The following is a 21,473-nucleotide window of genomic DNA, read 5'->3' on the forward strand; positions in this document are numbered from 1 at the left end:
CAGCGATGACCAACGATCCAATGGCCGAAATCCGCGCCTCGTTCTTTGTCGAATGCGAGGAGCTTCTGGAAAGCCTTCATGACGCGCTTGGCATCATGGATGCGGGTGAGCACGACAACGAGACGATCAACGTCGTCTTCCGTGCGGTGCACTCGATCAAAGGCGGCGCCGGCGCGTTCGGGCTTGATGCGTTGGTCGCGTTTGCGCATCGTTTCGAGACCGTGATGGACGAGGTGCGCTCGGGGCGTCTGGACATTTCCCCTGACGCGCTCAAACTCTTTTACCATGCGGCGGATCTGCTTTCTGACGAGGTGCGCGCCGCGCGAGACGGCACCGATGAGCCGGCAGAAGCCGAAAGCTGCCTGCAAGAGCTTGAGGCGCTTATGGGGCTGGATCCGGGCGCGGTCGTCGAAGAAGAGGAAGCCGATTTCCAGCCGATGGGTCTCGCCTTCGATTTCGACGACTTCGCCCCCCCCCCCGAGGTCGAAGCAGCAACGGTCTTTGACATCCGTATCAAGCCGACGGATGCGCTATACGCCTCCGGCAATGAACCCTTGCATCTCTTGCGCGCCTTGTCCGGCCTGGGCTCAGTCGAGACGCGTTGTGATATTGACACCATTCCCGATTTCGCTGCGCTGAAACCCGAGACATCTTATCTTAGCTGGAACATCGTCTTGACCGGAGACACTTCGGAAGACGAGATCCGCGAGGTTTTCGATTTCGTCGAGGACGTTTGCGAGATTGATATTTCGACCCGGCCCGAAGTCGACAGCTTCACTCCTGGTGACTTCGGCACAGACCTGCCCCCACTCACAGATATCGGCGCGGATGCCACGCTCGACTCGGAACCGGCAATAGGCGCGGAAGATACCGGCACGCCACCCGAGCCAGTCACCCCGTCGGTGCAGACAAATATCTCTTTGGGCGCAGCCGTCCCGCGTGATGCGAATTCGTCGGCAGGCAATGAGGTCTCTCCCACCGTGCGCGTAGATCTCGATCGGATCGACCGCCTTGTGAACTTGGTCGGCGAGCTTGTGATCAATCAGGCGATGCTTGCGCAAAGCGTTGCCGAAGCGGGGCTCCCTCCGAATTCTGCCGTGATGACGGGACTCGAAGCCTTCATGATGTTGACGCGCGACATACAGGACAGCGTCATGATGATCCGCGCCCAACCAGTCAAACCGTTGTTCCAGCGTATGGCGCGGATCGTGCGCGAGGCTGCGGCGGCAACCGGCAAAGAGGTCCGGTTCAAAACCGAAGGCGAAACGACCGAGGTTGACAAAACCGTCATCGAGCGCCTGGCCGACCCTTTGACCCATATGATCCGAAACGCAGTCGATCACGGGCTTGAAACTCCGGACAAACGCACTGGAAACGGCAAAACGTCGGAAGGCACCATCACCCTTTCCGCCCAGCATCGCTCGGGGCGCGTCGTCATAGAGATTACGGATGACGGCGCCGGCATCAACCGGCCGAAAGTGCGTGAGATCGCGGTCAACAAGGGGCTAATTCCGGGGGACGCCAATCTCAGCGACAGCGAAATCGACAATTTACTCTTTTTGCCCGGCTTTTCAACGGCGACAGAGGTATCGGCGCTTTCCGGTCGCGGTGTTGGCATGGATGTTGTCCGTCAGGCAATTCAGGCTCTCGGAGGACGGATCAGCATTGCCTCCACTCCGGGCAAAGGCACGATCTTCTCGATCTCGCTTCCACTCACACTGGCAGTTCTGGACGGCATGGTCATCTCGGTCGCCGACGAGACAATGGTGGTTCCTCTCTCCTCGATTCTCGAAACGGCAACTCTCACCAAAGAGGATATTCGGTCTCTCGGGCCGGAGACCAATGTCGTGCATGTCCGTGGCGCCTTCGTGCCTTTGTATGACCTTGGCGCGGAACTTGGCTATCGTTCTCCGAAGGCCTGCTACGAGGGAGATATTGTTCTTCTGACCGCCCATGAGAATGGCGCGCGCAGTGCCTTGGTGGTCGATTCGATCATGGAGCAGCGTCAGGTCGTCATCAAAGGCCTGCAACGCAGCTATGGGCACATCCCCGGCGTCGCGGCCGCGACAATCCTTGGCGACGGTCAGATCGCCCTGATCCTTGATCCCGCCGACCTGGTCAGCACTGCGTCGGGCAGGACACGCGTAACCGACTTCTCACTTGCAGGATAACAAGATGACCGAAGACACACTGAAAAGCACTAATACCGAAGTCGAGCTTCTCTCTTTCCGCCTTGGCGGCGAAGAATACAGTGTCGACATCATGTCCGTCCGCGAAATCCGTGGCTGGACGCGCGCAACCCCTCTGCCGCACGCCCCGCCCTATGTCCGAGGCGTTATCAATCTGCGCGGCACCGTTTTGCCCGTGGTCGACCTTTCGGTTCGCCTCGGCATGCCGCCCGTCAAGGGGGATGCCCGAAATGTTATCATCGTGGTTCAGCTAGGCCAACAGACTGCCGGGCTGCTCGTCGACGCTGTTTCCGACATCCTGGCGCTTCCGCTGACCGAACTTCAACCCCCGCCGGACCTCGCCGCCGATACAGCGCATAGCTATATCTCGGCGCTCACCATTGTCGAAGAGCGTATGATCCGCGTTCTCGATCTTGCTGCCGTCCTGCCCGATGAGTCCTCCGAGGCCGCATGAACCAAGCTGCATTCCATGTCCAAGGGTTTTCGGCGTTGACGAGCACCGAGCTCAAGGCAATTGCCGACATACTCTATGCCCACGCCGGCATTGTCATCGCGCCAACAAAAGGGTCGATGGTACAGTCCCGCTTGGGCAAGCGGTTGCGCGCCCTGGGGATGTCGTCTTTCGCAGAATATATAGCTCATCTCGCCTCCGGGGACGGGGAAGGCGAAATGCGTCAGATGGTTTCGGCACTAACGACAAACGTGACGCATTTCTTCCGCGAGAACCATCACTTCGAAACCCTCAGGACGCAGGCGCTCCCTCCATTACTTCAGGCCGCGCGAAATGGCCGACGTGTACGGATTTGGTCAGCAGGATGTTCCACCGGACAGGAGGCTTATTCAATTGCCATTACGCTGGCGGAGATGGTCCCTGACATCGCACGCCTCGACATCAGGATACTCGCAACCGATATTGATCCGATGATGATTCAACGCGGAAGTAGCGGAGTTTACAACGCGCTGAGCGTAGAGGCGGTGCCCGAGCATCTGCGAAAAAAATACCTACAGCCGTCGGGTGCGGATCTTCAGGTGATCCCGACCATACGACAACTCGTCACCTTCCGTGAACTCAACCTTCACGATCCCTGGCCGATGCACGGACACTTCGACATCATTTTCTGCCGGAACGTCGTAATCTATTTTTCGCCGGCGGATCAGATGAAGCTCTGGAAGCGTTTTGAGAACATCCTCACACCTGAAGGCTGGTTATTCGTCGGCCACTCCGAGCGGGTTCCTATCGAAGATGGAAGCAATCTCAAGGCCAGCGGCGTCACGACCTATCGGCTTCCCCCGCAAGGCCACACAAAAGGAGGCCACGAATGGCACTAAGAGACCAACTTCGAGTATTGGTCGTCGATGACATGTCAACCAGCCGCGGCCTTATCATGCAGGCATTGGATGCAATGGGGATCCGGCAAATCGGTTACGCAACAGACGGCCCCGGGGCATTGAAAACTCTAGAGAAAACGCCGGTCCATCTTGTGATCTCTGATTACAACATGCCTGGCATGGACGGGTTGCAACTGCTCCATGCGCTGCGCACCAACCAAAGAACGCGCGGTTTGGGCTTCATTTTGATCACCGGTCGCGCAGATAAGAACATTATTGATACCGGTCGCAAACTCGGCATGAATAATTTTATAAAAAAACCGTTCACCCCGCAGGAGTTACGCACTTGTATCGAGGCAGTGGTGGGGCGCCTATGACCATCCAATATTCACACCACGCAGCCGAACCGGAGCGACGCGACCTTCCTCTTGATGCCCTAGCATCACGGATCGGAGAAGAGCTGGAAACTCTAGCCCGCTTGTCAGCGGACGTGCAGAAGGCTTTATCGCTGTGCGAATTCGCACAACACACTGATGCCAACGCAATCAGAGGATTGCAGGGGATCGATCGCATCACTCAGGCACTCGAAGATCTTGGCCGCCTTATGTCAGCAGTTTCAGGTGAGATTTCAACCGATGTAAAGCTACATTCCGTCCCGCTTCTGTCTCGTCTACGGTTGCATGAGCTGATCATCAATCTGGATCCGAGCCACGAACGAGAGGTCGCCTCTCGAGATGACGACGGAGAGGTTTGCTGGTTCTAGCGTTCCTTCGCGGAACTGCCCCGCCATGCTACATGCTTCGGAATTATCGCAAGCGGACGCCCTCATCGCTGTAATCGCCGAGTTATGGTCGAAAGTTGGTGACGTGTGATAAGGCGGCGGTTCAAAGTTGACGGCGCCCTGTTGTGTCTTCCAATGCCACGGCAGCAATTCTGGGAGACGTGAGACGGGCAAGTCCGGCAACCGCACCAGGACATCTGCCATCCATGGCTGCGGGTCGATTTCGTTCATCTTTGCCGAGATGATGAGGGTGCCGCCCTGTCGCCGCCGCGCTCACGCGCCAGAAGCGGCACGGTCGTGTCATCACCATGCAGACACCCGTCGTCCAGCATATAGCGTTCGATTAGTGGATGGATCGGGGCAAGCGTAGAAAGGCTGAGATCAATGCCTTCTCGTGCAATGCGCTCGGCCTGGCGGTTCAGTGGTTGGTGCGGCCCATACTTGTCTAAAGCTATCATGGCGAACAGCCGCGGCTCCACCCTACCGCGCGGAATGGCGTGGATCCTCACGCGTGGATGAGCGGGGCCACAGCTGATCGCCATGGTGGCCTTTGACAAGTGAGCGGGTGACCGCGACGCGTCCGAGAGAACCCGCGAACGGGCAGCATCAACCGTTGAACAGGCAGGCAGAGCGCATCGCGCGGGAGGGGATCGAGCTCAGCCTGTCCACTCTGGCTGATCTGATCGGTCATGCCTGTGTGGCGCTGGCCCCGATGGGCGGTTTTGCCTGACGAATAATGCCGCCGAGCGCGCTCTGCGCGGCATCGCATTGGGCAGAAAGGCGTGGCTGTTTGCAGGGTCTGAGCGCGGCGGCGACAGGGCGGCCTTCATGTATACCCTCATCGTCCCGGCAAAGATGAACGACATCGACCCGCAAGCATGGATGGCAGACGTCCTGGCGCGGCTGCCGGACTTGCCCGTCTCGCGCCTCCCCGAATTGCTGCCATGGCACTGGAAAACACAACAGGACGCCCTCAACGCACCCTGACCGTGGCCTTCGCCGGATGTTTACGTTTAGATCACGCAGGAAACTGTCCAAACATTGGGGAATAACTCTCTTCGATGAAAACAGCCCCCACAATGTGCAGACCGATCAGAATGCACGAGCAAGTTCAATCTGTCAAAATAGCTCCACGCCATTTCCTGAGGCCTCTTTGATCGGGCGTTCGAACAGTTCCGCCTGACCGACCATTTTCTGGCGCGCGCGTCCAGTATCTGGCCAAAACTCGACGCGGCGCGCCTGGGTGCCGCCCAAACTCTGGCCAGTACACTCGATCATTTCACGCTGCAAAAAGCCAAGGACAAATTCCGAGTTCTTTTGGCCTATATCTGAAAGCCCCGCTATCATTCGAGCCCCTCCGAACACTTTGGCTTTCAGTCTGTTCCGGTGCGCACCATGTTTTATCAGGTCGTTGATCAATAACTCCATCGCGTTAACACCAAAGCTGGCGGCTTGAATTGTCGTATTCGAGCTTTCCGGAAGTAGAAAATGGTTCATACCTCCAATTTTTGCGTCTTCATCGTAAAGACATGTCGCAATGCATGACCCGAGAATTGTGGTAATTGACCTTTCCCCAAGTCCTCCAAACGCGTACTCACCTTGTGAAATATGGCGCGGTCTTTGCTCCGCTGTCGATTGATACGACATTATCTACTCCCCATCATGCGCCGAGATCCGCTGGCCCCGCACAAATCCAGGATAACTTTCGGAATATCCGACAGAGCTAAGGCCGCTTCGGCAGCGCCCTCCTCAAGGGCCACTCTTGGCATGCCGAATACAACAGAAGACTCCGCGTCTTGTGCGAAACACCGCGCCCCCGCCTTACGCAACACTCCCATTCCGGCTGCCCCGTCTCGGCCCATGCCCGTCAGGATGAATGCGCAGGTATCTTGTGCAACCGGGACCGCAGACTTGAACAACACATCGACGGACGGTCGGTGGCCGGAGACTTTTGCGCCATCAATCAGACGACAGCGCAATGTATCCCCCGTTGAAATTGCCAAATGATGTTCTCCCCCCGGGGCGACATATATATTACCCTGCTGCAAAGGCTGGCCGTCTTGAGCGACCTGGATGGTCGGTCCGATTTTTCCATTCAGGCGGCGGGCAAAACTCGCGAGAAAGCTCTCTGGCATATGCTGGGCGATAAGCGTTGGTGGGCAGTTCTCTGGATAGGACTTCAGAATATGCTCCAGTGCAGTGACCCCGCCAGTCGACGACCCGATGAGAACATAGCGACCGTTCCAAGTGAAATCGGTTGAGGGCGTTAAATGCGAGATTCCGCGTCCATTATGGATATGGGCGTCTGCCGCCGCGACCAGTAGATCGGCCAGTTCCTCAAACGCACTGATCAGGTCACCGTTTGACGGCTTGCCCACACAATCAACTGCCCCCAGCGACAAAGCTTCCAACGCCGCCGCCGATCCTTTCTGTGTCTCGGTCGAGATCATGATGACAGGAAGGGGGTGCAGGCGCATTAGGCGTTCAAGAAAGTCAAGACCGCTCATTCTGGGCATTTCGACATCAAGCGTCAGAACATCAGGCTTCAAAGCCTTGATCTGTGCCCTGGCTTCAAAGGCGTCCGAAGCTTCTCCGACGACAACAAGCCGCGGATCTCGTGCCAATCGGGCGCGGATAATTCTTCTTAGTGTCGCCGAGTCATCAACAATCAGAACGCGTTTGGGAACTTGCGCCATCATCTCAGGAGACCTCCAAAAGTCAAAAATCTTCCCATTCGTCAACATCGCGGGCGGCACTTAAGGCAAGGTTCCCCGTGATCGTTGACGATTGGGAGAAACTTGCGCTCCCGAAACTCATTGTATCCCCGGACGGAGAGTCATCCGAACGTATTTCCACCAAACTTCCCTCCACGTCAGAGGTCTTGAACTGACGCGTTATCGCCCGCAATGTCTCTGCTCCACGGCTTAACGAATGGCTGGCGGCTGTTGTCTCTTCGAACATGGCTGCGTTTTGCTGCGTCCCCTGATCCAACTGGTTCATCGCACTGTTGATTTCGGTCAGTCCCGCCGCTTGCTCACGCGAACTTGCAGCGATTTCCGAAACACGCGAGGCTACATCCAGAACAGAGTGCAAAATTCCCTTAAGCGCCTGCCCCGTCTCCCCGACAAGCTCTACCCCACGCTTCACATGCCCGGACGAGGCCGTAATCAATCCGTCAATTTCCCGCGCTGCCTCGGACGATCTCTGCGCAAGAGCACGCACTTCGGAAGCGACGACAGCGAAACCACGCCCGGCATCGCCAGCGCGCGCGGCTTCGACGCCCGCGTTCAGCGCCAATAGATTGGTCTGGAAAGCGATCTCGTCTATGACGCCGATGATCTTCGAAATCTGAGACGACGATTCTTCAATCTCGCTCATGGCCGAAACGGCTTGGGCCACGATCTCGCCAGAGGCCTCTGCACTGTCGCGCGCTTCTTTTACAACGCGGTCGGCCTCTGTCACCCCCTCGGTCGCGGATTTCACGGATGCCGTCAATTCATCAAGAGCTGCAGCGGTTTCTTCAAGCGTGGCAGCCTGCTGCTCTGTCCGGCGGCTCAGGTCTTCTGCTGCATTGGTGATTTCCTGCGCCTCACCATCAATCGAGGTCGCATTGTCGATCACAACCTGCATCGCAGATCCGAGTTTGGTCACGGCGGCGTTGAAATTGTAACGCAGCCCCTCGTATTCATCCGGGAACGCGGTTTCGATGCTGGAGGACAGATCACCATCGGACAGCAGGTCCAGACCGGTCTTCAGCGCCTCGACAACAGCATTCTGGCTTTCCATCATAATGCGATTGCGTTCCTGCGCCTCCATCAGCGTCTGGCGTGCTTTGGTAACATTGTTGCCGATCAGCAGAATTTTGAAGACGTGACCATTGCGATCTGGCACCGGGGTCAAAGACCCCTCGGCAAGAAGGATCGCGCCATTCTTTCCGACAAAACGCATCACACCCTGAATAGGCGTTCCCGCGCGCAAAACCTGGCAAATATCATCGCCAAAATCGTCAATCGTCATGAACTCCATCAGATCAGCACCGCGCAGTGCATCCGTCGCGCAGTCAAGCGCATCGCAGAAATTACTGTTCGCGCGCAACACATGCATATCGGGATCCACCTCACAGACCACCTGCGCTTCGTCGATCGCGTCAAGAAGCGCACGCTGCAGACGCAGTTCGGTTACATCGCGCCATTCGACAACATAGCCGACCTGCTCGCCTGCCTGGTCGTGGATGGCACTTACATCTATCCCGTATCTCCCAAGCCCGATCACAATATCCGCATGGAACGGCAGGTTCGCCGGTTCAGACAGAACTCCTCGGATACGTTCCGGGTTATGGTGGAACACATCCATGCTCGTGCCGATCAGGTTGGTGAAATCCTGCTCGGGATTGATCGCGCGGAAATCTGCAAGGTTCTTGCTGATCAGGCTGGTCTGTGCGGGGTTGCAGTGCAGGATATTGAAATCCTTGTCGACCATCATCATCGACGCCGAGGATGCGTCAAAAGCCGCGCCTTGCAAAAGGGCGTGGAACTGCGCGGCATCGGCCGTTGCCAGTTCGAAACGCAACTGTTCAAGCGCACCGGCGATCTGACCGACCTCGTCCTTACGACCGGCTAGCGGAATATCTGTTTCCCGATCCCCTTTGGCCAGGCGGTCGATCGCAGCCCCCAGCCCGGACAGAGGCCGGGCAACAGACCGCGCCATCAACCACGCCATAACGGCCAGAACCGCAATATTCCAGCTTGCGTGAAACAGCATTGATCCAGCCAGAACAGCCGCAGGAGCATACATCTCTTCCGCAGTCTGCTCGGCCTGAACCGCCCAGAACCGCCCGTAGAGCATAAACGGCTGATAGGCTATCACAGCCTGCTTCCCTGAAACCCCGATCGACTCGATCGTGCCGCTTTCATCGTCTAGCGCCATTTCAGTCGTGGTGCTATTTGCCTTCAGGCTCATGACTGTCGGCTCATCGAAGCCGCGCAGCTGATTGAGAATGGTTCCGGCTTCGTCGACGAGATATGCCATGCCGGTTTCCCCAAGCCCCCCCTCGCGCGACAGGATCATATTGAGTTTATGCGTCGGAACTTTCGCGACCACCGCGCCAATCGGCTCTTGTTTGCGGTCCATCACCGCCGAGGCCACATAGTATTCCGCCGAACGTCCATCAGCCGATGCGATGAACGGTGAAACTGCGAGATCTGTCCCCCCCGTCTCGAGCACCGCACCGGCAACCCGTGCCAGTTGCGTGTCTGCGAATTCGGGCGTGTTGAGATTTGCTGCGAACTCCGGCCCTTTCCAGAGCGAATACAGAACCTGCCCCGAAGCATCCACCAGATACAGATCGTTGAAGTCCCATTGCTCCGCCTGAATAACGAACCCTTTGTGCAGGCGCGCGTGATGGACCGAGTATTCCATCAGAAAATTCGGAGATTCCGTCTTTGCCCGCGCCTCCTCGCTAAACGGGTTTTCCGTCGGGTAGAGATTACGCACCTGATCGGCCGCGCTATCCCCCATCACATGCAACGCGATGCGGAAATCCTGCAATGCCCTGACAGTCGTCTGGTTCGTTGCCAGCGTGCGCATGTTCGCGTCGATCTGGTTCGCCCAATCATCTATATCTGTCAAACGGTTAGCCAGCGTTAGCTCAAGCTGTTGCGAGCCGCTTTCTTCCAGCAGAACTTTTGCCGACCGATAGGCCGACACCCCCATGATCGACAGCGCCACCATTGCGATAGCAACAAGCATGATGGGCAGTTTGATCGAAAGGTTGAGGTTGTTGAACCACTTCATACCGGCCTCCGGTGCAAGAATCACGCGCGGCCGGAAATGCACCAGACCGCCTTCAAGGGGGAACCTTGGCCGGAAGTCTTGAAGATTCTTTTAAATCGAAAATTGTTCAGATACGCCCGAAAGCCGCGAGCAACAGCGACAGACGCTTTCGCAGCTCGGAACCTTCTAGCGCACCTGCCGCAACGCGAGCCGGATCCAGCTGCGCCAACCGCAGAACGTGGCGCGCCTGCCAGCCCGCCAGAAGCGCAGGCTTCAGCCCTGCGCGAACGCGTGCACGAGAGAGCCGCGCAAGCCCCGCTGCGGCCAGTTTCCGCACAGCCTCGGGGCGGCCATCGGGCAAGGGCACGCACCCGCGCTCCTCCAAGGCAGGGATCGCGCGCAAATAGTTTGCCAACCCCGCCGCCACACCGAAGTCGCGCAAGCCTGCCTCGTCGGCATCATCCGCGCCGAGCACCCGCGCCGCCGCCCAATAGAGGTTCCCCGCTGTCGCATCAAGATAGGCCCACAGCGCGGCTTCGTCCGCAAACGGCTCGCGCCAGCAATCCCAGCGACGTGCCTCGGCAATGCCTGCCAAAAGCCCCGCCTGCGCGCGTAAGGGGGCCAGTGCCGGCCCCAGCTCATGCGGCACCTCGACCCCGGCCTGCGCAAGATTGTCCAGCGCATCGACCCACCATTGCAGGCGCATTTCCGCAACCATCGGCTCGGTCGAGGCCCAGGGCGCGCGTGCAATCTCAAGGTTCACGGCATAAAGCGGCCAAAGTTGCGGGCGCAGCGCGGCGGGTGCGGCCATAACGGCGGCAAACCTTTCGGGATCGCCGCGTTCAACCATCTGCGCTGCAATCAGCGCCGCGCTCATACCGGCTGGACCCCTTCACTCACCAGCTTCCACTGGACCGCCTCAAGCAGCGCCTCGAAGGAGGCATCGACTATATTGGCCGACACCCCCACCGTCGACCAGCGCTGCCCCGCGCCGTCTTCGCTGTCGATAATCACCCGCGTCACGGCCTCGGTCCCGCCTTGAGTGATCCGCACGCGGAAATCGACCAGCTTCACATCGTCGATATAGCGCTGATACGGCCCCAGATCCTTGGCCAGCGCTTTGGAGAGCGCGTTCACCGGCCCCCGGTCACAGCCCTGCTCGTCAAAGCTTTCCGAGACCGAGAGCGTCTTTTGCCCGCCGATCTTCACCACCACCACCGCCTCGGAGGAGTTCACCATCTGGTCATAGCGGTTCTTGCGGCGCTCCACGGTCACACGGTAGCGCTTGACCTCGAAGAAACGCGGCAACAGCCCCAGCTCACGCCGCGCCACCAGCTCGAACGAGGCTTGCGCGCCGTCATAGGCATATCCCTGATCCTCGCGCTCCTTGATAACCTCAAGAATGCGGCCAAGGCGCGGGTCTTTCGGGTCAACCTCGATCCCCATATCGGCCAGACGCGCGCGCAGATTGGACTGCCCTGCCTGATTGGACATCGGGATCAGCCGCGTATTGCCTACCACGCTCGGGTCGATGTGTTCGTAGGTGGAGGGGTCCTTCAGAATGGCGCTGGCGTGCAGCCCCGCCTTATGCGCAAAGGCCGACGCGCCGACATAGGGGGCCGAGCGCAGCGGCACGCGGTTCAGAATATCGTCCAGCCTGCGCGAGAGTTTCGTCATCCCCGACAGCGCCTCGGGCGGCACCCCTGTTTCCAGCGTCGAGCGGAACGGCTCTTTCAGCAAAAGCGTCGGGATCAGCGTCGTGAGGTTCGCATTGCCACACCGCTCGCCCAGACCGTTCAGCGTGCCCTGCACATGGCGCACCCCCGCCTCGATCGCCGCCAAAGACGCCGCAACCGCATTGCCCGTGTCATCGTGGCAATGGATGCCCAGACGGTCGCCAGGGAGACCCGCATCAATCACCGCGCGGGTGATCTCGGCCACCTCGGCAGGCAGCGTGCCGCCGTTCGTGTCGCACAGCACCACCCACCGCGCGCCGGCACGGTAAGCCGCCAGAACTGCCTCCAAAGCATAGGGCGCATTGGCCTTATAGCCGTCAAAGAAATGCTCGGCATCGAACAGCGCCTCACGCCCCTCCGCCACGATATGCGCGACCGAGGCGCGGATATTCTCAAGGTTTTCCTCAAGCGTGATCCCAAGCGCGGTGGTCACATGGTAATCATGCGTCTTGCCGACCAGACAGACGGCGGGCGTGCCTGCGTTCATCACGCCAGCCAGCACCTCGTCATTCGCGGCCGAGCGCCCTGCCCGCTTGGTCATGCCAAAGGCGGTGAAGGTCGCGCGGGTATCGGGGCGGGCCTCGAAAAAATCGCTGTCCGTCGGGTTTGCGCCCGGCCAGCCGCCCTCGATATAATCAATGCCAATCGCATCCAGCCCCTTGGCGATTGCGATCTTTTCCGGAACCGAGAACTGCACGCCCTGCGTCTGCTGCCCGTCGCGCAGCGTGGTGTCGTAAAGGTAAAGGCGGTCTTTGGTCATTTTGAATTTCCTCCCGCGACCCTTAGGTCACAGCCCCTCCAGCTTGGCAGCGTCGAACCCGGAACCGGGGACAAGCTCGACCCCCGCCTTCGACATGCGCACCTCGACGCCCGCAGCAACAAGCGCGGATTTAAGGGCATCGACAGGAGCAAAGTCCTTGGTTTCCATTGCGGTGGCGCGCAACGCCGCCAGCTTGTCGGCCAAGGCGCTCAGATCGACATCGGGTGTGGCGGCCCAAGCTGGAATATCTGTCCCCATCAATCCCAAAAACTGCAGTGTTGCACGCAAGGTAGATACGTCATCCGCATGCGCGAGCTGATGGCATTGTGCGATTGCTTCAGCCGTATTCAGATCATTAGCAAGGGCTGAAATGACCGCAACATATGGTTTCGACGCATTATCAACGCCTTGCGCCGCGATCTTATACCACTTGCGCAGCGTCGCCCCGGCCTGCGTGGCCTTCTCGGCGGTCCAGTCCATCGGCTTGGCGTAATGCGTTTGCAAGAACACGAACCGGATCACCTCACCCGGAATGCCCTGATCCAGCAAGTCGCGCACGGTGAAGAAGTTGCCAAGCGACTTGGACATCTTCTTACCCTCGACCTGCAACATCTCGTTATGCAGCCAATAACGCGCGAAACCCGCCTCGGGGTGCGCGCAGCAGCTTTGCGCGATCTCGTTTTCGTGGTGCGGGAATTGCAGGTCGATCCCGCCCGCGTGAATGTCAAAGCTCGCGCCCAAGAGTTCATAGCTCATCGCGGAACATTCGATATGCCAACCCGGACGCCCCTTGCCCCAGGGGCTGTCCCACCCCGGAAGCCCCGCATCTGACGGTTTCCAAAGCACAAAATCCATCGGGTCTTCTTTGAAAGGCGCCACCTCGACCCGCGCGCCTGCGATCATATCGTCGACCGAGCGGCCAGACAGCGCGCCGTAAGCCTGATACGAGCGCACACGGAACAGCACATGGCCCTCTTTCGCATAAGCATGGCCCTTGGTGATCAGATCCTCGATCATCGCGATCATCGCGCCGATGTAATCGGTCGCGCGCGGCTCGTGATCGGGGCGGAGCGCGCCAAGCGCATCCATATCAGCGTGATACCAGCCGATCGTCTCTTCGGTGCGCTGGCGGATCAGATCTTCCAGCGTTCCCTCCGCACCCGTCTCTTTGCGGGCCAGCGCGGTCGCGTTGATCTTGTCATCCACGTCGGTGAAATTGCGCACATAGGTCACATGATCCGTGCCGTAGACATGGCGCAGCAGCCGGTAAAGCATATCAATCACCACCACAGGCCGCGCATTCCCCAGATGCGCCCGGTCATAGACCGTCGGGCCGCACAGATAAATCCGCACGTTTTGCGGGTCGATCGGGGTGAAATCCTCTTCTTTGCGGGACTTCGAATTGCGCAAACGGATCTGGGTCATCATGGCCTCGCGGGTATCGTCCCGGCGGGGCTTAGCAGCTTCGAGATTTTTGGGAAACCGAAGAACCGACCCGCCGGACCTATGTCAGCAGATAATGCAAATAATCTGGGTGCGGATCGTGTTCATGGCGCCTTGATAGCAAGGGGCGCGGGCCGTGCCAAGCGGCAAGGCCCGCGCGCGACTTATTCCGTCAGTTCGACGATCACCAGTTCGCGCTCAGAGGCACCGCGCGCGTGGGACAGCGCCTCCTGATACTCGGGGCTGTGATAGCAGGCCTCTGCCGCCTCGAGCGAGGGGAAGCGCGCCACGACATTGCGCGGGCGCTCCTTGCCCTCAAGCTGCACGAAACGCCCGCCGCGCGCCAGAAACGCGCCGCCGTGGGCGGCAATCGCGGGACCGGCAAGCGTCGCATAGCGGCCATAGGCTTCGGGGTCGGTCACGGTGACGTGGGCAATCCAAAGGGCTGCGGGCATCAGGCTTCTCCTGCGATAACGGCTTTGACGGCGGCAACCGCCTCGTCTGCCTTCGAAAAATCGGCCCCGCCGGCCTGCGCCATATCGGGGCGGCCACCGCCGCCCTTGCCACCAAGCGCCGCTGCCGCTGCCTTGACCAGATCGACCGCGCTGATGACCTCGGTCTTGTCCGCGGTCACACCCGCAGCCACCGCGGCCTTGCCGCCAGTATCAGCCACGACCAGCACAGCCCCCGAGCCGATTTTGGCTTTCAGATCGTCCACCAAGGGCGGAAGGTCTTTGCCCGTCACGCCCGAAACAACCTGAGCAATGAACTTCAAGCCATTGATCTCAATTGCTTCCGGACCACCAGAGGCACCGCCACCCATCGCCAGTTCGCGGCGCAGTTGCGCCACTTCGTTAGCCAGCGCCTTGCGCTCTTCGGCCAGCGCCTTGACACGATCCGCCACCTCATTGGTCGAGGTTTTCAGCGACGCCGCGATTTCGGACAGCTTAGTGTTCTGCGCGTTCAGATAATCCAGCGCGGCCTGACCGGTCAGCGCCTCGAACCGGCGCACACCAGCGGACGACGCGCTATCGCCCATCGCGACAAAGGCACCAATATCGCCCGTGCGCTTGACATGCGTGCCGCCGCACAGCTCCAGCGAATAGGTTTTGCCATCCGCGCCCTTGCCCGAGCCAAGCAGTTCGCCCATCGAAACAACGCGCACTTCGTCGCCGTATTTCTCGCCAAACAGCGCCTGCGCCCCTAGCGCGCGGGCGTCATCGGGCGTCATGATGCGGGTATCGACGGCAGTGTTCTGGCGGATGAACTCGTTCACCTCGGCCTCGACCTGCGTGATTTCCTCGGCGCTCATCGCCTTGGCATGACTAAAGTCGAAGCGCAGACGGTCTTCGGCATTGAGCGAGCCTTTCTGCGCCACATGGTCCCCAAGCGCGCGGCGCAGAGCCTCGTGCAGCAGGTGCGTGGCCGAGTGGTTCGCGCGGATCGCCGAGCGGCGTGCGTGATCGACCACCAGACGCGCAGGCTGGCCGCGCGAAATCTCGCCCTCGACGACTTCGCCGAAGTGGATAAACACGCCCGCAACCTTTTTGGTGTCGGTGATTTTGGCCTCGCCGGTTTCGGTGCGGATGCGGCCTGTGTCGCCTACCTGACCACCGGATTCGCCATAGAACGGCGTCTGGTTAACGACAATCTGGACGGTGCCCTTGGCGTTTTCGACCTTGGCACCATCGGCCACCAGCGCAAGGATCTGGCCCTCGGCAACCTCGGTGTCGTAGCCCAGAAACTCGGTCACGCCCTTCTCTTCGGCCAGTTCGAACCAGATGGTGCTATCCGCCGCCTCGCCCGAGCCAGCCCAGGACGCGCGCGCCTTGGCTTTCTGCTCGGCCATTGCGCTGTCAAAGCCGTCCGTGTCCACCGCGCGATCCTTTTCGCGCAGCGCATCTTGGGTCAGGTCCAGCGGGAAGCCGTAGGTGTCATAAAGCTTGAACGCGGCCTCACCCGGAAGGTTCGCGCCATCGGGAAGTTTTGCCAGCTCGTCGTCCAGCAGCTTCAAGCCGCGGTCGAGCGTCACCTTGAAGCGGGTTTCCTCCAGCTTCAGCGTCTCTTCAATCAGCGCCTGTGCACGCCCCAGTTCGGGGTAAGCCGCGCCCATCTGGCGCACGAGCGCCGGAACCAGCTTGTGCATGACCGGATCTTTCGCCCCCAGAAGGTGCGCATGTCGCATCGCGCGACGCATGATCCGGCGCAGAACATAGCCGCGCCCGTCGTTCGAGGGCATCACGCCGTCCGCAATCAGGAACGAGGTCGAACGCAGGTGGTCGGCGATCACGCGGTGATGCACATTGCCCGGACCATCCGGGTCCTGGCTGGTCGCATGGGCCGACGCCTCGATCAGCGAGCGCATCAGGTCGGTGTCGTAGTTGTCATGCTTGCCCTGCAACAGCGCGCCGATCCGCTCCAGCCCCATGCCGGTGTCGATCGACTGCATGTCGAGCGCTTTCATCGAGCCGTCCTCGAACTGCTCGTTTTGCATGAACACGACGTTCCAGATTTCGATAAAGCGGTCGCCGTCTTCCTCGGCCGAGCCGGGCGGGCCACCCCAGATATGATCGCCGTGGTCGTAGAAAATCTCGGTGCAGGGACCGCACGGGCCGGTCGGCCCCATCTGCCAGAAGTTATCCGACGTCGCGATGCGGATAATCCGATCCTCCGGCACGCCGACTTTTTTCCAGATTTCAAAGGCTTCGTCGTCGGTATGATAGACCGTCGTCACAAGGCGCTTCGGATCGATGTCGAAATCCCGGGTGATCAGCTCCCACGCGAAGGGGATCGCCTCGTGTTTGAAATAATCCCCGAAGGAGAAGTTCCCGAGCATCTCGAAGAAGGTGTGATGGCGCGCGGTATAGCCGACGTTATCAAGATCGTTATGCTTGCCGCCCGCGCGGACGCATTTCTGCGCGGTGGTGGCGCGGACATAGTCGCGCTTCTCGACACCGGTAAAGCAGTTCTTGAACTGCACCATACCGGAGTTGGTAAACATCAGCGTCGGGTCGTTGCGCGGCACAAGCGGCGAGCTTTCGACGATGCGGTGACCGTTGCGCTCGAAATAGTTGAGGAACGTGGAGCGAATATCGTTCAAGCTGGGCATGAGGTTTTCGGCCTTTTTGGGCAGGGTTTGCCCTCGTTTAGCGCCCTCGCCCTGCCCTGTCCAGAAACCAAACGGAACTTACCGCAATCCGGCGCAAAAAGCAGAAAGGCCGGGCGTTTTGCCCGGCCCTCCAGCGGCGCGTTTTACGCCTGTCGCGTTCTTACTCTTCGGTAAGCGCGTCATCCTCTTCATTTGCCCCGAAATCGAGCCCGTGCGAGGCGCGGATTTTATCCTCGATTTCATAGGCCATATCAGGGTTATCCCGCAGGAACTGCTTTGCGTTCTCGCGGCCCTGGCCGATGCGCTCATCCCCGTAGGAATACCAGGCGCCCGATTTATCCACGACTCCAGCCTTCACGCCGAGGTCGATCAGCTCACCAACCTTCGAGATGCCTTCGCCATACATGATGTCGAATTCGACCTGCTTGAAGGGCGGCGCCACCTTGTTTTTCACGACTTTTACGCGGGTCTGGTTGCCAACAACCTCGTCGCGGTCCTTAATCGCGCCAATCCGCCGAATATCCAGGCGCACCGAGGCATAAAATTTCAGCGCGTTCCCCCCAGACGTGGTTTCAGGCGAACCGAACATCACGCCGATCTTCATCCGAATCTGGTTGATGAAGATCACCATACAATTGCTGCGCCCGATCGAGGCGGTCAGCTTGCGCATTGCCTGGCTCATCAGACGGGCCTGCGCGCCGACGGTATGGTCTCCCATATCGCCTTCGATTTCCGCTTTCGGGGTCAGGGCCGCCACCGAGTCGACCACGACAAGGTTAACCGCGCCCGAACGCACCAGCGTATCGACGATTTCCAGCGCCTGCTCGCCCGTATCGGGTTGCGAAATTAGCAATTCATCAAGGTTAACACCCAGCTTGCGCGCATAGCTTGGATCAAGCGCGTGTTCCGCGTCCACAAAGGCGCAAACGCCACCCTTTTTCTGCTCTTCCGCGATTGCATGCAGCGTCAGCGTGGTCTTACCCGAGCTTTCCGGCCCGTAAATTTCGATAATCCGGCCTTTCGGCAAACCGCCGATCCCGAGCGCAATATCAAGGCCCAACGACCCCGTGGATGTCGATTCGATCTCTGCCGCCGGATTGTCGGCGCCAAGCTTCATGATCGAGCCTTTCCCGAATTGCCGCTCGATCTGCGCTAACGCCGATTCCAGCGCGCGCTGCTTGTCTGCACTCTGTTTGTCTTTCATCTCGAAAAGGCCCGTCATTGCCATGGTTGCCACCTTATTCCACGAAGCCCGCCCGATATGCAATCGGTTCGCCCCATGATGTGTTAGCTTTTTGTTCCTCTTCGCAGTTATGAGCACAAAAAGAGAACATTTCAACTAAAAACTATGGATTAACCATGCGGGACATTGATTAACGAAAGGTTTAGATGCATTGGCTGCGTATTCTTTCTTTGGCCGCGAGCGTAAAATGTTGATTTTCTGGGATCAGAGACTTGTTTTCCTGGCGACCCCGAAGGCCGGATCGACAGCGGTCGAGATGGCCCTTGACCCGCTGGCGGCAGTCTCCATGCCGCGCCCTGATCCACTGAAACATATGGCCGCGCGCGATTATGCAGCCCATCTCGCGCCCTATCTGCATTCGGCGTCTGGCGAACACTTCACGACTGTCGCACTGATGCGTCACCCGCTTGACTGGCTGCGCTCGTGGTATCGGTTTATGCATCGCGATGAACTTGATACCACGCAGATCGACAGTCCGAACCAAAGTTTCGAACAGTTCATCGAGACCTGTCTGTCGGATCAAACGCACCGGTTTGCCGGTATCGGAAAACAAACCGACTATCTGACAGACGAGAACGGTGGATTGCTGATCGACCGGTTATTTCGCTATGAGGACATGGACTCGCTGGTGCGGTTTCTTGAAGACCGGCTCGACTGTGCGATCACGCTGCCGCGGGTCAATGTGCCGCCCTCCGTCGAGACGAAACTCCGCCCCGAGACCGAAATCCGTCTGCGGGAGTTTCTGGCGGATGATTTCCGGCTTTACGGGACGATCGGACCAGAGCACCCGCCTCAGGATAGCTGATTTTGCACGGTTGCGGTTAGCTCGCTCAGCGAAAACGGCTTGGGCAGGAACACAGCGTTCTGAACCGGTGCGCGACCTTCCGAGAAAACGTCTTCGGCATAGCCCGACACAAAAACGACAGCCGTTCCAGGGCGTTGCTCCAGCGCCTTGGCGACCCAGGTCGGTCCATCCATTCCAGGCATAATGACATCGGTCACGAATATATCAACATGAACGGCGGGATCTTCGATCATCTCGAGCGCCTCCTCGCCGCAATCGGCCTCGAGGACCGTATAGCCACGCAGTTGCAGGGCACGAGCAGCGAAAGCGCGCACGGGCGCCTCATCCTCGACAAGAAGAACTGTGGCCTGACGAGGTTCGGCGGGCGTATCTTCGGATATTTGCGCGATTTCGACCGGATCAGACGCTCCGGCCAGATGCGCGTAGGAGGGCAGATAGATCGAAAAACTGGTCCCCGACCCGACGACGGAGTCACAGAAAATATATCCACCCGTCTGCTTGACGATACCGTATGCCGTCGAAAGCCCTAGCCCCGTTCCCTCACCTACACGTTTGGTGGTGAAAAACGGCTCGAAAATCTTGCCGATCTTGTCGGCCGCAATTCCCGTGCCTTCATCCGAAACGCGAACGACCACATAAGCACCTTTCGGAACAGAAACGCGATCGCGGGCATAATCCTCTTCCAGAAACTCGTTGAAGGTACTGACCTCGATCGCGCCACCACCCGGCATCGCATCGCGGGCATTCACAACGAGATTCATAATCACCTGTTCCAATTGACGCTTGTCCGCGCGGACAGGTTTCAGCGCAGGGTCGTGGCTGAATGACAGCGTAACCTTTTCCCCCACCAGCCGATTGAGCAGATGCGTCAGGTCGGATAGCGTATCGCGCAAATCTATGGTCTGCGGCTTGAGCGTCTGTTTGCGGGAAAACGCCAACAATTGCCCAACAAGCGAGGCTGCCCGGTTGGTATTCTGACTGATCTGATCGAGATCGGCATAGTCCGGATCCCCCTTGTCATGTCGCAGCATCAAAAGGTCGCAGTGGCCAGAAATTGCTGTCAGCAAGTTGTTGAAATCATGCGCCACACCACCAGCAAGTTGGCCGATAGCCTGCATTTTTTGCGACTGAACGAACTGCGCCTCGAGTGTCTTGAGCTGCGTTGCATCGGAAAGCACCCCGATCAGATGCGTCCGTCCGCCATCGACAACGCGCGACAGGGTGACTTGCAAGAACACCTCACTATCACCACGACGGACACGCAAAACCTCGGGGCGGCGTTCTGCGCGACCGGCGAGCGCATCGGCCACCCAGTCATTCACGGGACGCCCCAGACCTTCAAGCAGATCCGAGAGCATGGTTTCAGGCTCGACCTTGCCCAGTATCGCGCGCCCTGCCCGGTTGATGGCAATGACGCGCCCGTCGCCTGTCATCCGCAAAAGCGCAACGGGAAGGGTTTCGAACGAGGCCGACTCTTTCGGGCGCTCCGGTGTGTCGGTTGCGGGCAGCAGGTAGATCTCGCTCCGCCCCGCCGAGCCTTCCAGCTCGACCACCAGCGCGCGCACCGGTCCGACAGGCGTCGCAATCTCCCGCTCCTCGCCACTGCGCAGCGGCAGTTCGGTGAATATCCGGTCGAGCGTTGGAACGCGCTCACCAATCAGGCGGCGCAGCGCCTCGTTCATAAAGAGCACAGTCCCGTTTTTCGAAGCAGTCAGCATGGGCAGGCTGATAGCATCAGCCCCGCGGCCGCCCGACGGACGTTCGACCATATCCTCAAGCCGCCACAGATAGCGGTCCTGCCCGATCGCATGAACCGAAAGCCGGACATGTCCGCGCCGCGTCACCAGATCATCGCGCGCGGACCCCAATGTCTCGGCGCGCGATTGAAGGCGTTTCACCACCGACCCCGGATTGGCGAACAACTCCCCCAGGGCGCGGGTCATCGTTTGCCCCCCGCGTGAGCCAAAGCGTTCAAGCGCAACGTGGTTCTGGAAATGAATTGCCCCGTCTGCATCGGCGGTAAAGCTGGGCGAGGCATCATGGGCGACGAAACGCGCGATCTGATCGAGCAGTTTCTGGCGGCTGCGCGCGCGAAGGGCAGAAATGGCGCGGATCGCCCCCGCGAGCACCAGCAGGCTGCCACCGACGGACAGAAGAATGAGCATAAGCATATGATCGGACACAGCGAATCCCGCGCCGCCGACAATCACCCCCAGCAGAACCAGATAGATCACCCCCGGAGCAAGCAACTCAGCAGTGCGCCCCAAGGGCTGAGTGGGCAGGTCCGGATGGGCCAAGTCATCGCT

Annotated in this window: 17 protein-coding genes and 3 pseudogenes; 8 read left to right on the top strand and 12 right to left on the bottom strand. The window is 59.3% G+C overall.

What is annotated here, in order from left to right; all coding sequences use genetic code 11:
* Positions 1-5: 5 nt before the first annotated feature.
* The 5 genes from RYZ20_RS02580 to RYZ20_RS02600 are packed head-to-tail and all read left to right on the top strand — an operon-like array spanning position 6 to position 4,281.
* Positions 6-2,171 carry a chemotaxis protein CheA gene (locus RYZ20_RS02580; RefSeq protein WP_317670306.1) on the top strand — a complete coding sequence of 722 codons (2,166 nt, stop codon included), beginning with the start codon at positions 6-8 and terminating at the stop codon, positions 2,169-2,171.
* A gap of 4 nt (positions 2,172-2,175) precedes the next feature.
* Complete coding sequence (locus tag RYZ20_RS02585) at positions 2,176-2,643, top strand: chemotaxis protein CheW (protein ID WP_317670307.1); 468 nt, start codon at positions 2,176-2,178, stop codon at positions 2,641-2,643.
* Positions 2,640-3,518, top strand: coding sequence for a CheR family methyltransferase (locus tag RYZ20_RS02590; protein WP_317670308.1), 879 nt, complete (start codon positions 2,640-2,642; stop codon positions 3,516-3,518). Before RYZ20_RS02585 ends, RYZ20_RS02590 begins: the two co-directional genes overlap by 4 nt.
* Positions 3,509-3,895 carry a response regulator gene (locus RYZ20_RS02595; RefSeq protein ID WP_317670309.1) on the top strand — a complete coding sequence of 129 codons (387 nt, stop codon included), beginning with the start codon at positions 3,509-3,511 and terminating at the stop codon, positions 3,893-3,895. The genes RYZ20_RS02590 and RYZ20_RS02595 overlap by 10 nt, the downstream gene beginning before the upstream one ends.
* Positions 3,892-4,281, top strand: a complete 390-nt coding sequence (locus tag RYZ20_RS02600; protein WP_317670310.1) for a hypothetical protein — start codon at positions 3,892-3,894, stop codon at positions 4,279-4,281. The genes RYZ20_RS02595 and RYZ20_RS02600 overlap by 4 nt, the downstream gene beginning before the upstream one ends.
* Positions 4,282-4,434: 153 nt before the next feature.
* Here RYZ20_RS02600 and RYZ20_RS15845 read toward each other — a convergent pair.
* Positions 4,435-4,551 (bottom strand): annotated as a pseudogene (locus RYZ20_RS15845) (transposase domain-containing protein); the annotation flags it as partial.
* A 23-nt stretch (positions 4,552-4,574) separates the two neighbouring features.
* Positions 4,575-4,820: pseudogene (locus tag RYZ20_RS02605) on the bottom strand (IS66 family transposase); the annotation flags it as partial.
* A gap of 44 nt (positions 4,821-4,864) precedes the next feature.
* On the opposite strand from RYZ20_RS02605, the gene RYZ20_RS02610 reads away from it, so the two are divergent.
* The gene (locus RYZ20_RS02610; protein WP_317670311.1) at positions 4,865-5,029 is read left to right on the top strand and encodes an IS66 family transposase; all 165 of its coding nucleotides are present in this window, start codon (positions 4,865-4,867) and stop codon (positions 5,027-5,029) included.
* Positions 5,011-5,286, top strand: a pseudogene (locus tag RYZ20_RS02615) (transposase domain-containing protein); the annotation flags it as partial. The gene RYZ20_RS02610 and the pseudogene RYZ20_RS02615, both read left to right, overlap by 19 nt.
* A gap of 132 nt (positions 5,287-5,418) precedes the next feature.
* Here RYZ20_RS02615 and RYZ20_RS02620 read toward each other — a convergent pair.
* The 9 genes from RYZ20_RS02620 to recA all read right to left on the bottom strand — a co-directional run bounded on the left by RYZ20_RS02620 (position 5,419) and on the right by recA (position 18,347).
* The gene (locus RYZ20_RS02620; RefSeq protein ID WP_317670312.1) at positions 5,419-5,946 is read right to left on the bottom strand and encodes a chemotaxis protein CheD; all 528 of its coding nucleotides are present in this window, start codon (positions 5,944-5,946) and stop codon (positions 5,419-5,421) included.
* Complete coding sequence (cheB, locus tag RYZ20_RS02625) at positions 5,946-6,998, bottom strand: chemotaxis-specific protein-glutamate methyltransferase CheB (protein ID WP_317670313.1); 1,053 nt, start codon at positions 6,996-6,998, stop codon at positions 5,946-5,948. Before cheB ends, RYZ20_RS02620 begins: the two co-directional genes overlap by 1 nt.
* A 19-nt stretch (positions 6,999-7,017) precedes the next feature.
* Positions 7,018-10,092: a methyl-accepting chemotaxis protein gene (locus RYZ20_RS02630; protein WP_317670314.1), complete on the bottom strand. Its 3,075-nt coding sequence runs from the start codon at positions 10,090-10,092 to the stop codon at positions 7,018-7,020.
* A gap of 106 nt (positions 10,093-10,198) precedes the next feature.
* On the bottom strand, positions 10,199-10,948 hold the full coding sequence (locus RYZ20_RS02635) for a squalene/phytoene synthase family protein (RefSeq protein WP_317670315.1): 750 nt from the start codon (positions 10,946-10,948) through the stop codon (positions 10,199-10,201).
* Positions 10,945-12,567, bottom strand: a complete 1,623-nt coding sequence (cimA, locus tag RYZ20_RS02640; RefSeq protein WP_317670316.1) for a citramalate synthase — start codon at positions 12,565-12,567, stop codon at positions 10,945-10,947. Before cimA ends, RYZ20_RS02635 begins: the two co-directional genes overlap by 4 nt.
* Before the next feature lie 27 nt (positions 12,568-12,594).
* On the bottom strand, positions 12,595-13,992 hold the full coding sequence (cysS, locus tag RYZ20_RS02645; RefSeq protein WP_317670317.1) for a cysteine--tRNA ligase: 1,398 nt from the start codon (positions 13,990-13,992) through the stop codon (positions 12,595-12,597).
* A 182-nt stretch (positions 13,993-14,174) separates the two neighbouring features.
* Positions 14,175-14,465 carry a DUF1330 domain-containing protein gene (locus RYZ20_RS02650; RefSeq protein WP_317670318.1) on the bottom strand — a complete coding sequence of 97 codons (291 nt, stop codon included), beginning with the start codon at positions 14,463-14,465 and terminating at the stop codon, positions 14,175-14,177.
* Positions 14,465-17,119 (bottom strand): alanine--tRNA ligase, encoded by a 2,655-nt coding sequence (alaS, locus tag RYZ20_RS02655; RefSeq protein WP_317670319.1) that lies wholly within the window; start codon positions 17,117-17,119, stop codon positions 14,465-14,467. Before alaS ends, RYZ20_RS02650 begins: the two co-directional genes overlap by 1 nt.
* Before the next feature lie 160 nt (positions 17,120-17,279).
* Positions 17,280-18,347, bottom strand: a complete 1,068-nt coding sequence (gene recA, locus RYZ20_RS02660; RefSeq protein ID WP_317670320.1) for a recombinase RecA — start codon at positions 18,345-18,347, stop codon at positions 17,280-17,282.
* 202 nt (positions 18,348-18,549) lie between these two features.
* Here recA and RYZ20_RS02665 point away from each other — a divergent pair, with 202 nt between their 5' ends.
* Positions 18,550-19,167: a hypothetical protein gene (locus RYZ20_RS02665; protein WP_317670321.1), complete on the top strand. Its 618-nt coding sequence runs from the start codon at positions 18,550-18,552 to the stop codon at positions 19,165-19,167.
* Here RYZ20_RS02665 and RYZ20_RS02670 read toward each other — a convergent pair.
* Positions 19,155-21,338, bottom strand: a complete 2,184-nt coding sequence (locus RYZ20_RS02670; protein ID WP_411572320.1) for an ATP-binding protein — start codon at positions 21,336-21,338, stop codon at positions 19,155-19,157. The two genes, RYZ20_RS02665 and RYZ20_RS02670, sit on opposite strands and share 13 nt — an antisense overlap.
* Positions 21,339-21,473 lie beyond the last annotated feature (135 nt).

The sequence above is a fragment of the Pseudothioclava alba genome (assembly GCF_033100795.1).
GTDB lineage: Bacteria > Pseudomonadota > Alphaproteobacteria > Rhodobacterales > Rhodobacteraceae > Pseudothioclava.

Coding starts and splice junctions, on each gene's coding strand:
- RYZ20_RS02580 (WP_317670306.1), top strand. CDS start 6: ATGACCAACGATCCAATGGCCGAAATCCGCGCCTCGTTCTTTGTCGAA.
- RYZ20_RS02585 (WP_317670307.1), top strand. CDS start 2,176: ATGACCGAAGACACACTGAAAAGCACTAATACCGAAGTCGAGCTTCTC.
- RYZ20_RS02590 (WP_317670308.1), top strand. CDS start 2,640: ATGAACCAAGCTGCATTCCATGTCCAAGGGTTTTCGGCGTTGACGAGC.
- RYZ20_RS02595 (WP_317670309.1), top strand. CDS start 3,509: ATGGCACTAAGAGACCAACTTCGAGTATTGGTCGTCGATGACATGTCA.
- RYZ20_RS02600 (WP_317670310.1), top strand. CDS start 3,892: ATGACCATCCAATATTCACACCACGCAGCCGAACCGGAGCGACGCGAC.
- RYZ20_RS02620 (WP_317670312.1), bottom strand. CDS start 5,946: ATGTCGTATCAATCGACAGCGGAGCAAAGACCGCGCCATATTTCACAA.
- cheB (WP_317670313.1), bottom strand. CDS start 6,998: ATGATGGCGCAAGTTCCCAAACGCGTTCTGATTGTTGATGACTCGGCG.
- RYZ20_RS02630 (WP_317670314.1), bottom strand. CDS start 10,092: ATGAAGTGGTTCAACAACCTCAACCTTTCGATCAAACTGCCCATCATG.
- RYZ20_RS02635 (WP_317670315.1), bottom strand. CDS start 10,948: ATGAGCGCGGCGCTGATTGCAGCGCAGATGGTTGAACGCGGCGATCCC.
- cimA (WP_317670316.1), bottom strand. CDS start 12,567: ATGACCAAAGACCGCCTTTACCTTTACGACACCACGCTGCGCGACGGG.
- cysS (WP_317670317.1), bottom strand. CDS start 13,992: ATGACCCAGATCCGTTTGCGCAATTCGAAGTCCCGCAAAGAAGAGGAT.
- RYZ20_RS02650 (WP_317670318.1), bottom strand. CDS start 14,465: ATGCCCGCAGCCCTTTGGATTGCCCACGTCACCGTGACCGACCCCGAA.
- alaS (WP_317670319.1), bottom strand. CDS start 17,119: ATGCCCAGCTTGAACGATATTCGCTCCACGTTCCTCAACTATTTCGAG.
- recA (WP_317670320.1), bottom strand. CDS start 18,347: ATGGCAATGACGGGCCTTTTCGAGATGAAAGACAAACAGAGTGCAGAC.
- RYZ20_RS02665 (WP_317670321.1), top strand. CDS start 18,550: ATGTTGATTTTCTGGGATCAGAGACTTGTTTTCCTGGCGACCCCGAAG.
- RYZ20_RS02670 (WP_411572320.1), bottom strand. CDS start 21,338: ATGCTTATGCTCATTCTTCTGTCCGTCGGTGGCAGCCTGCTGGTGCTC.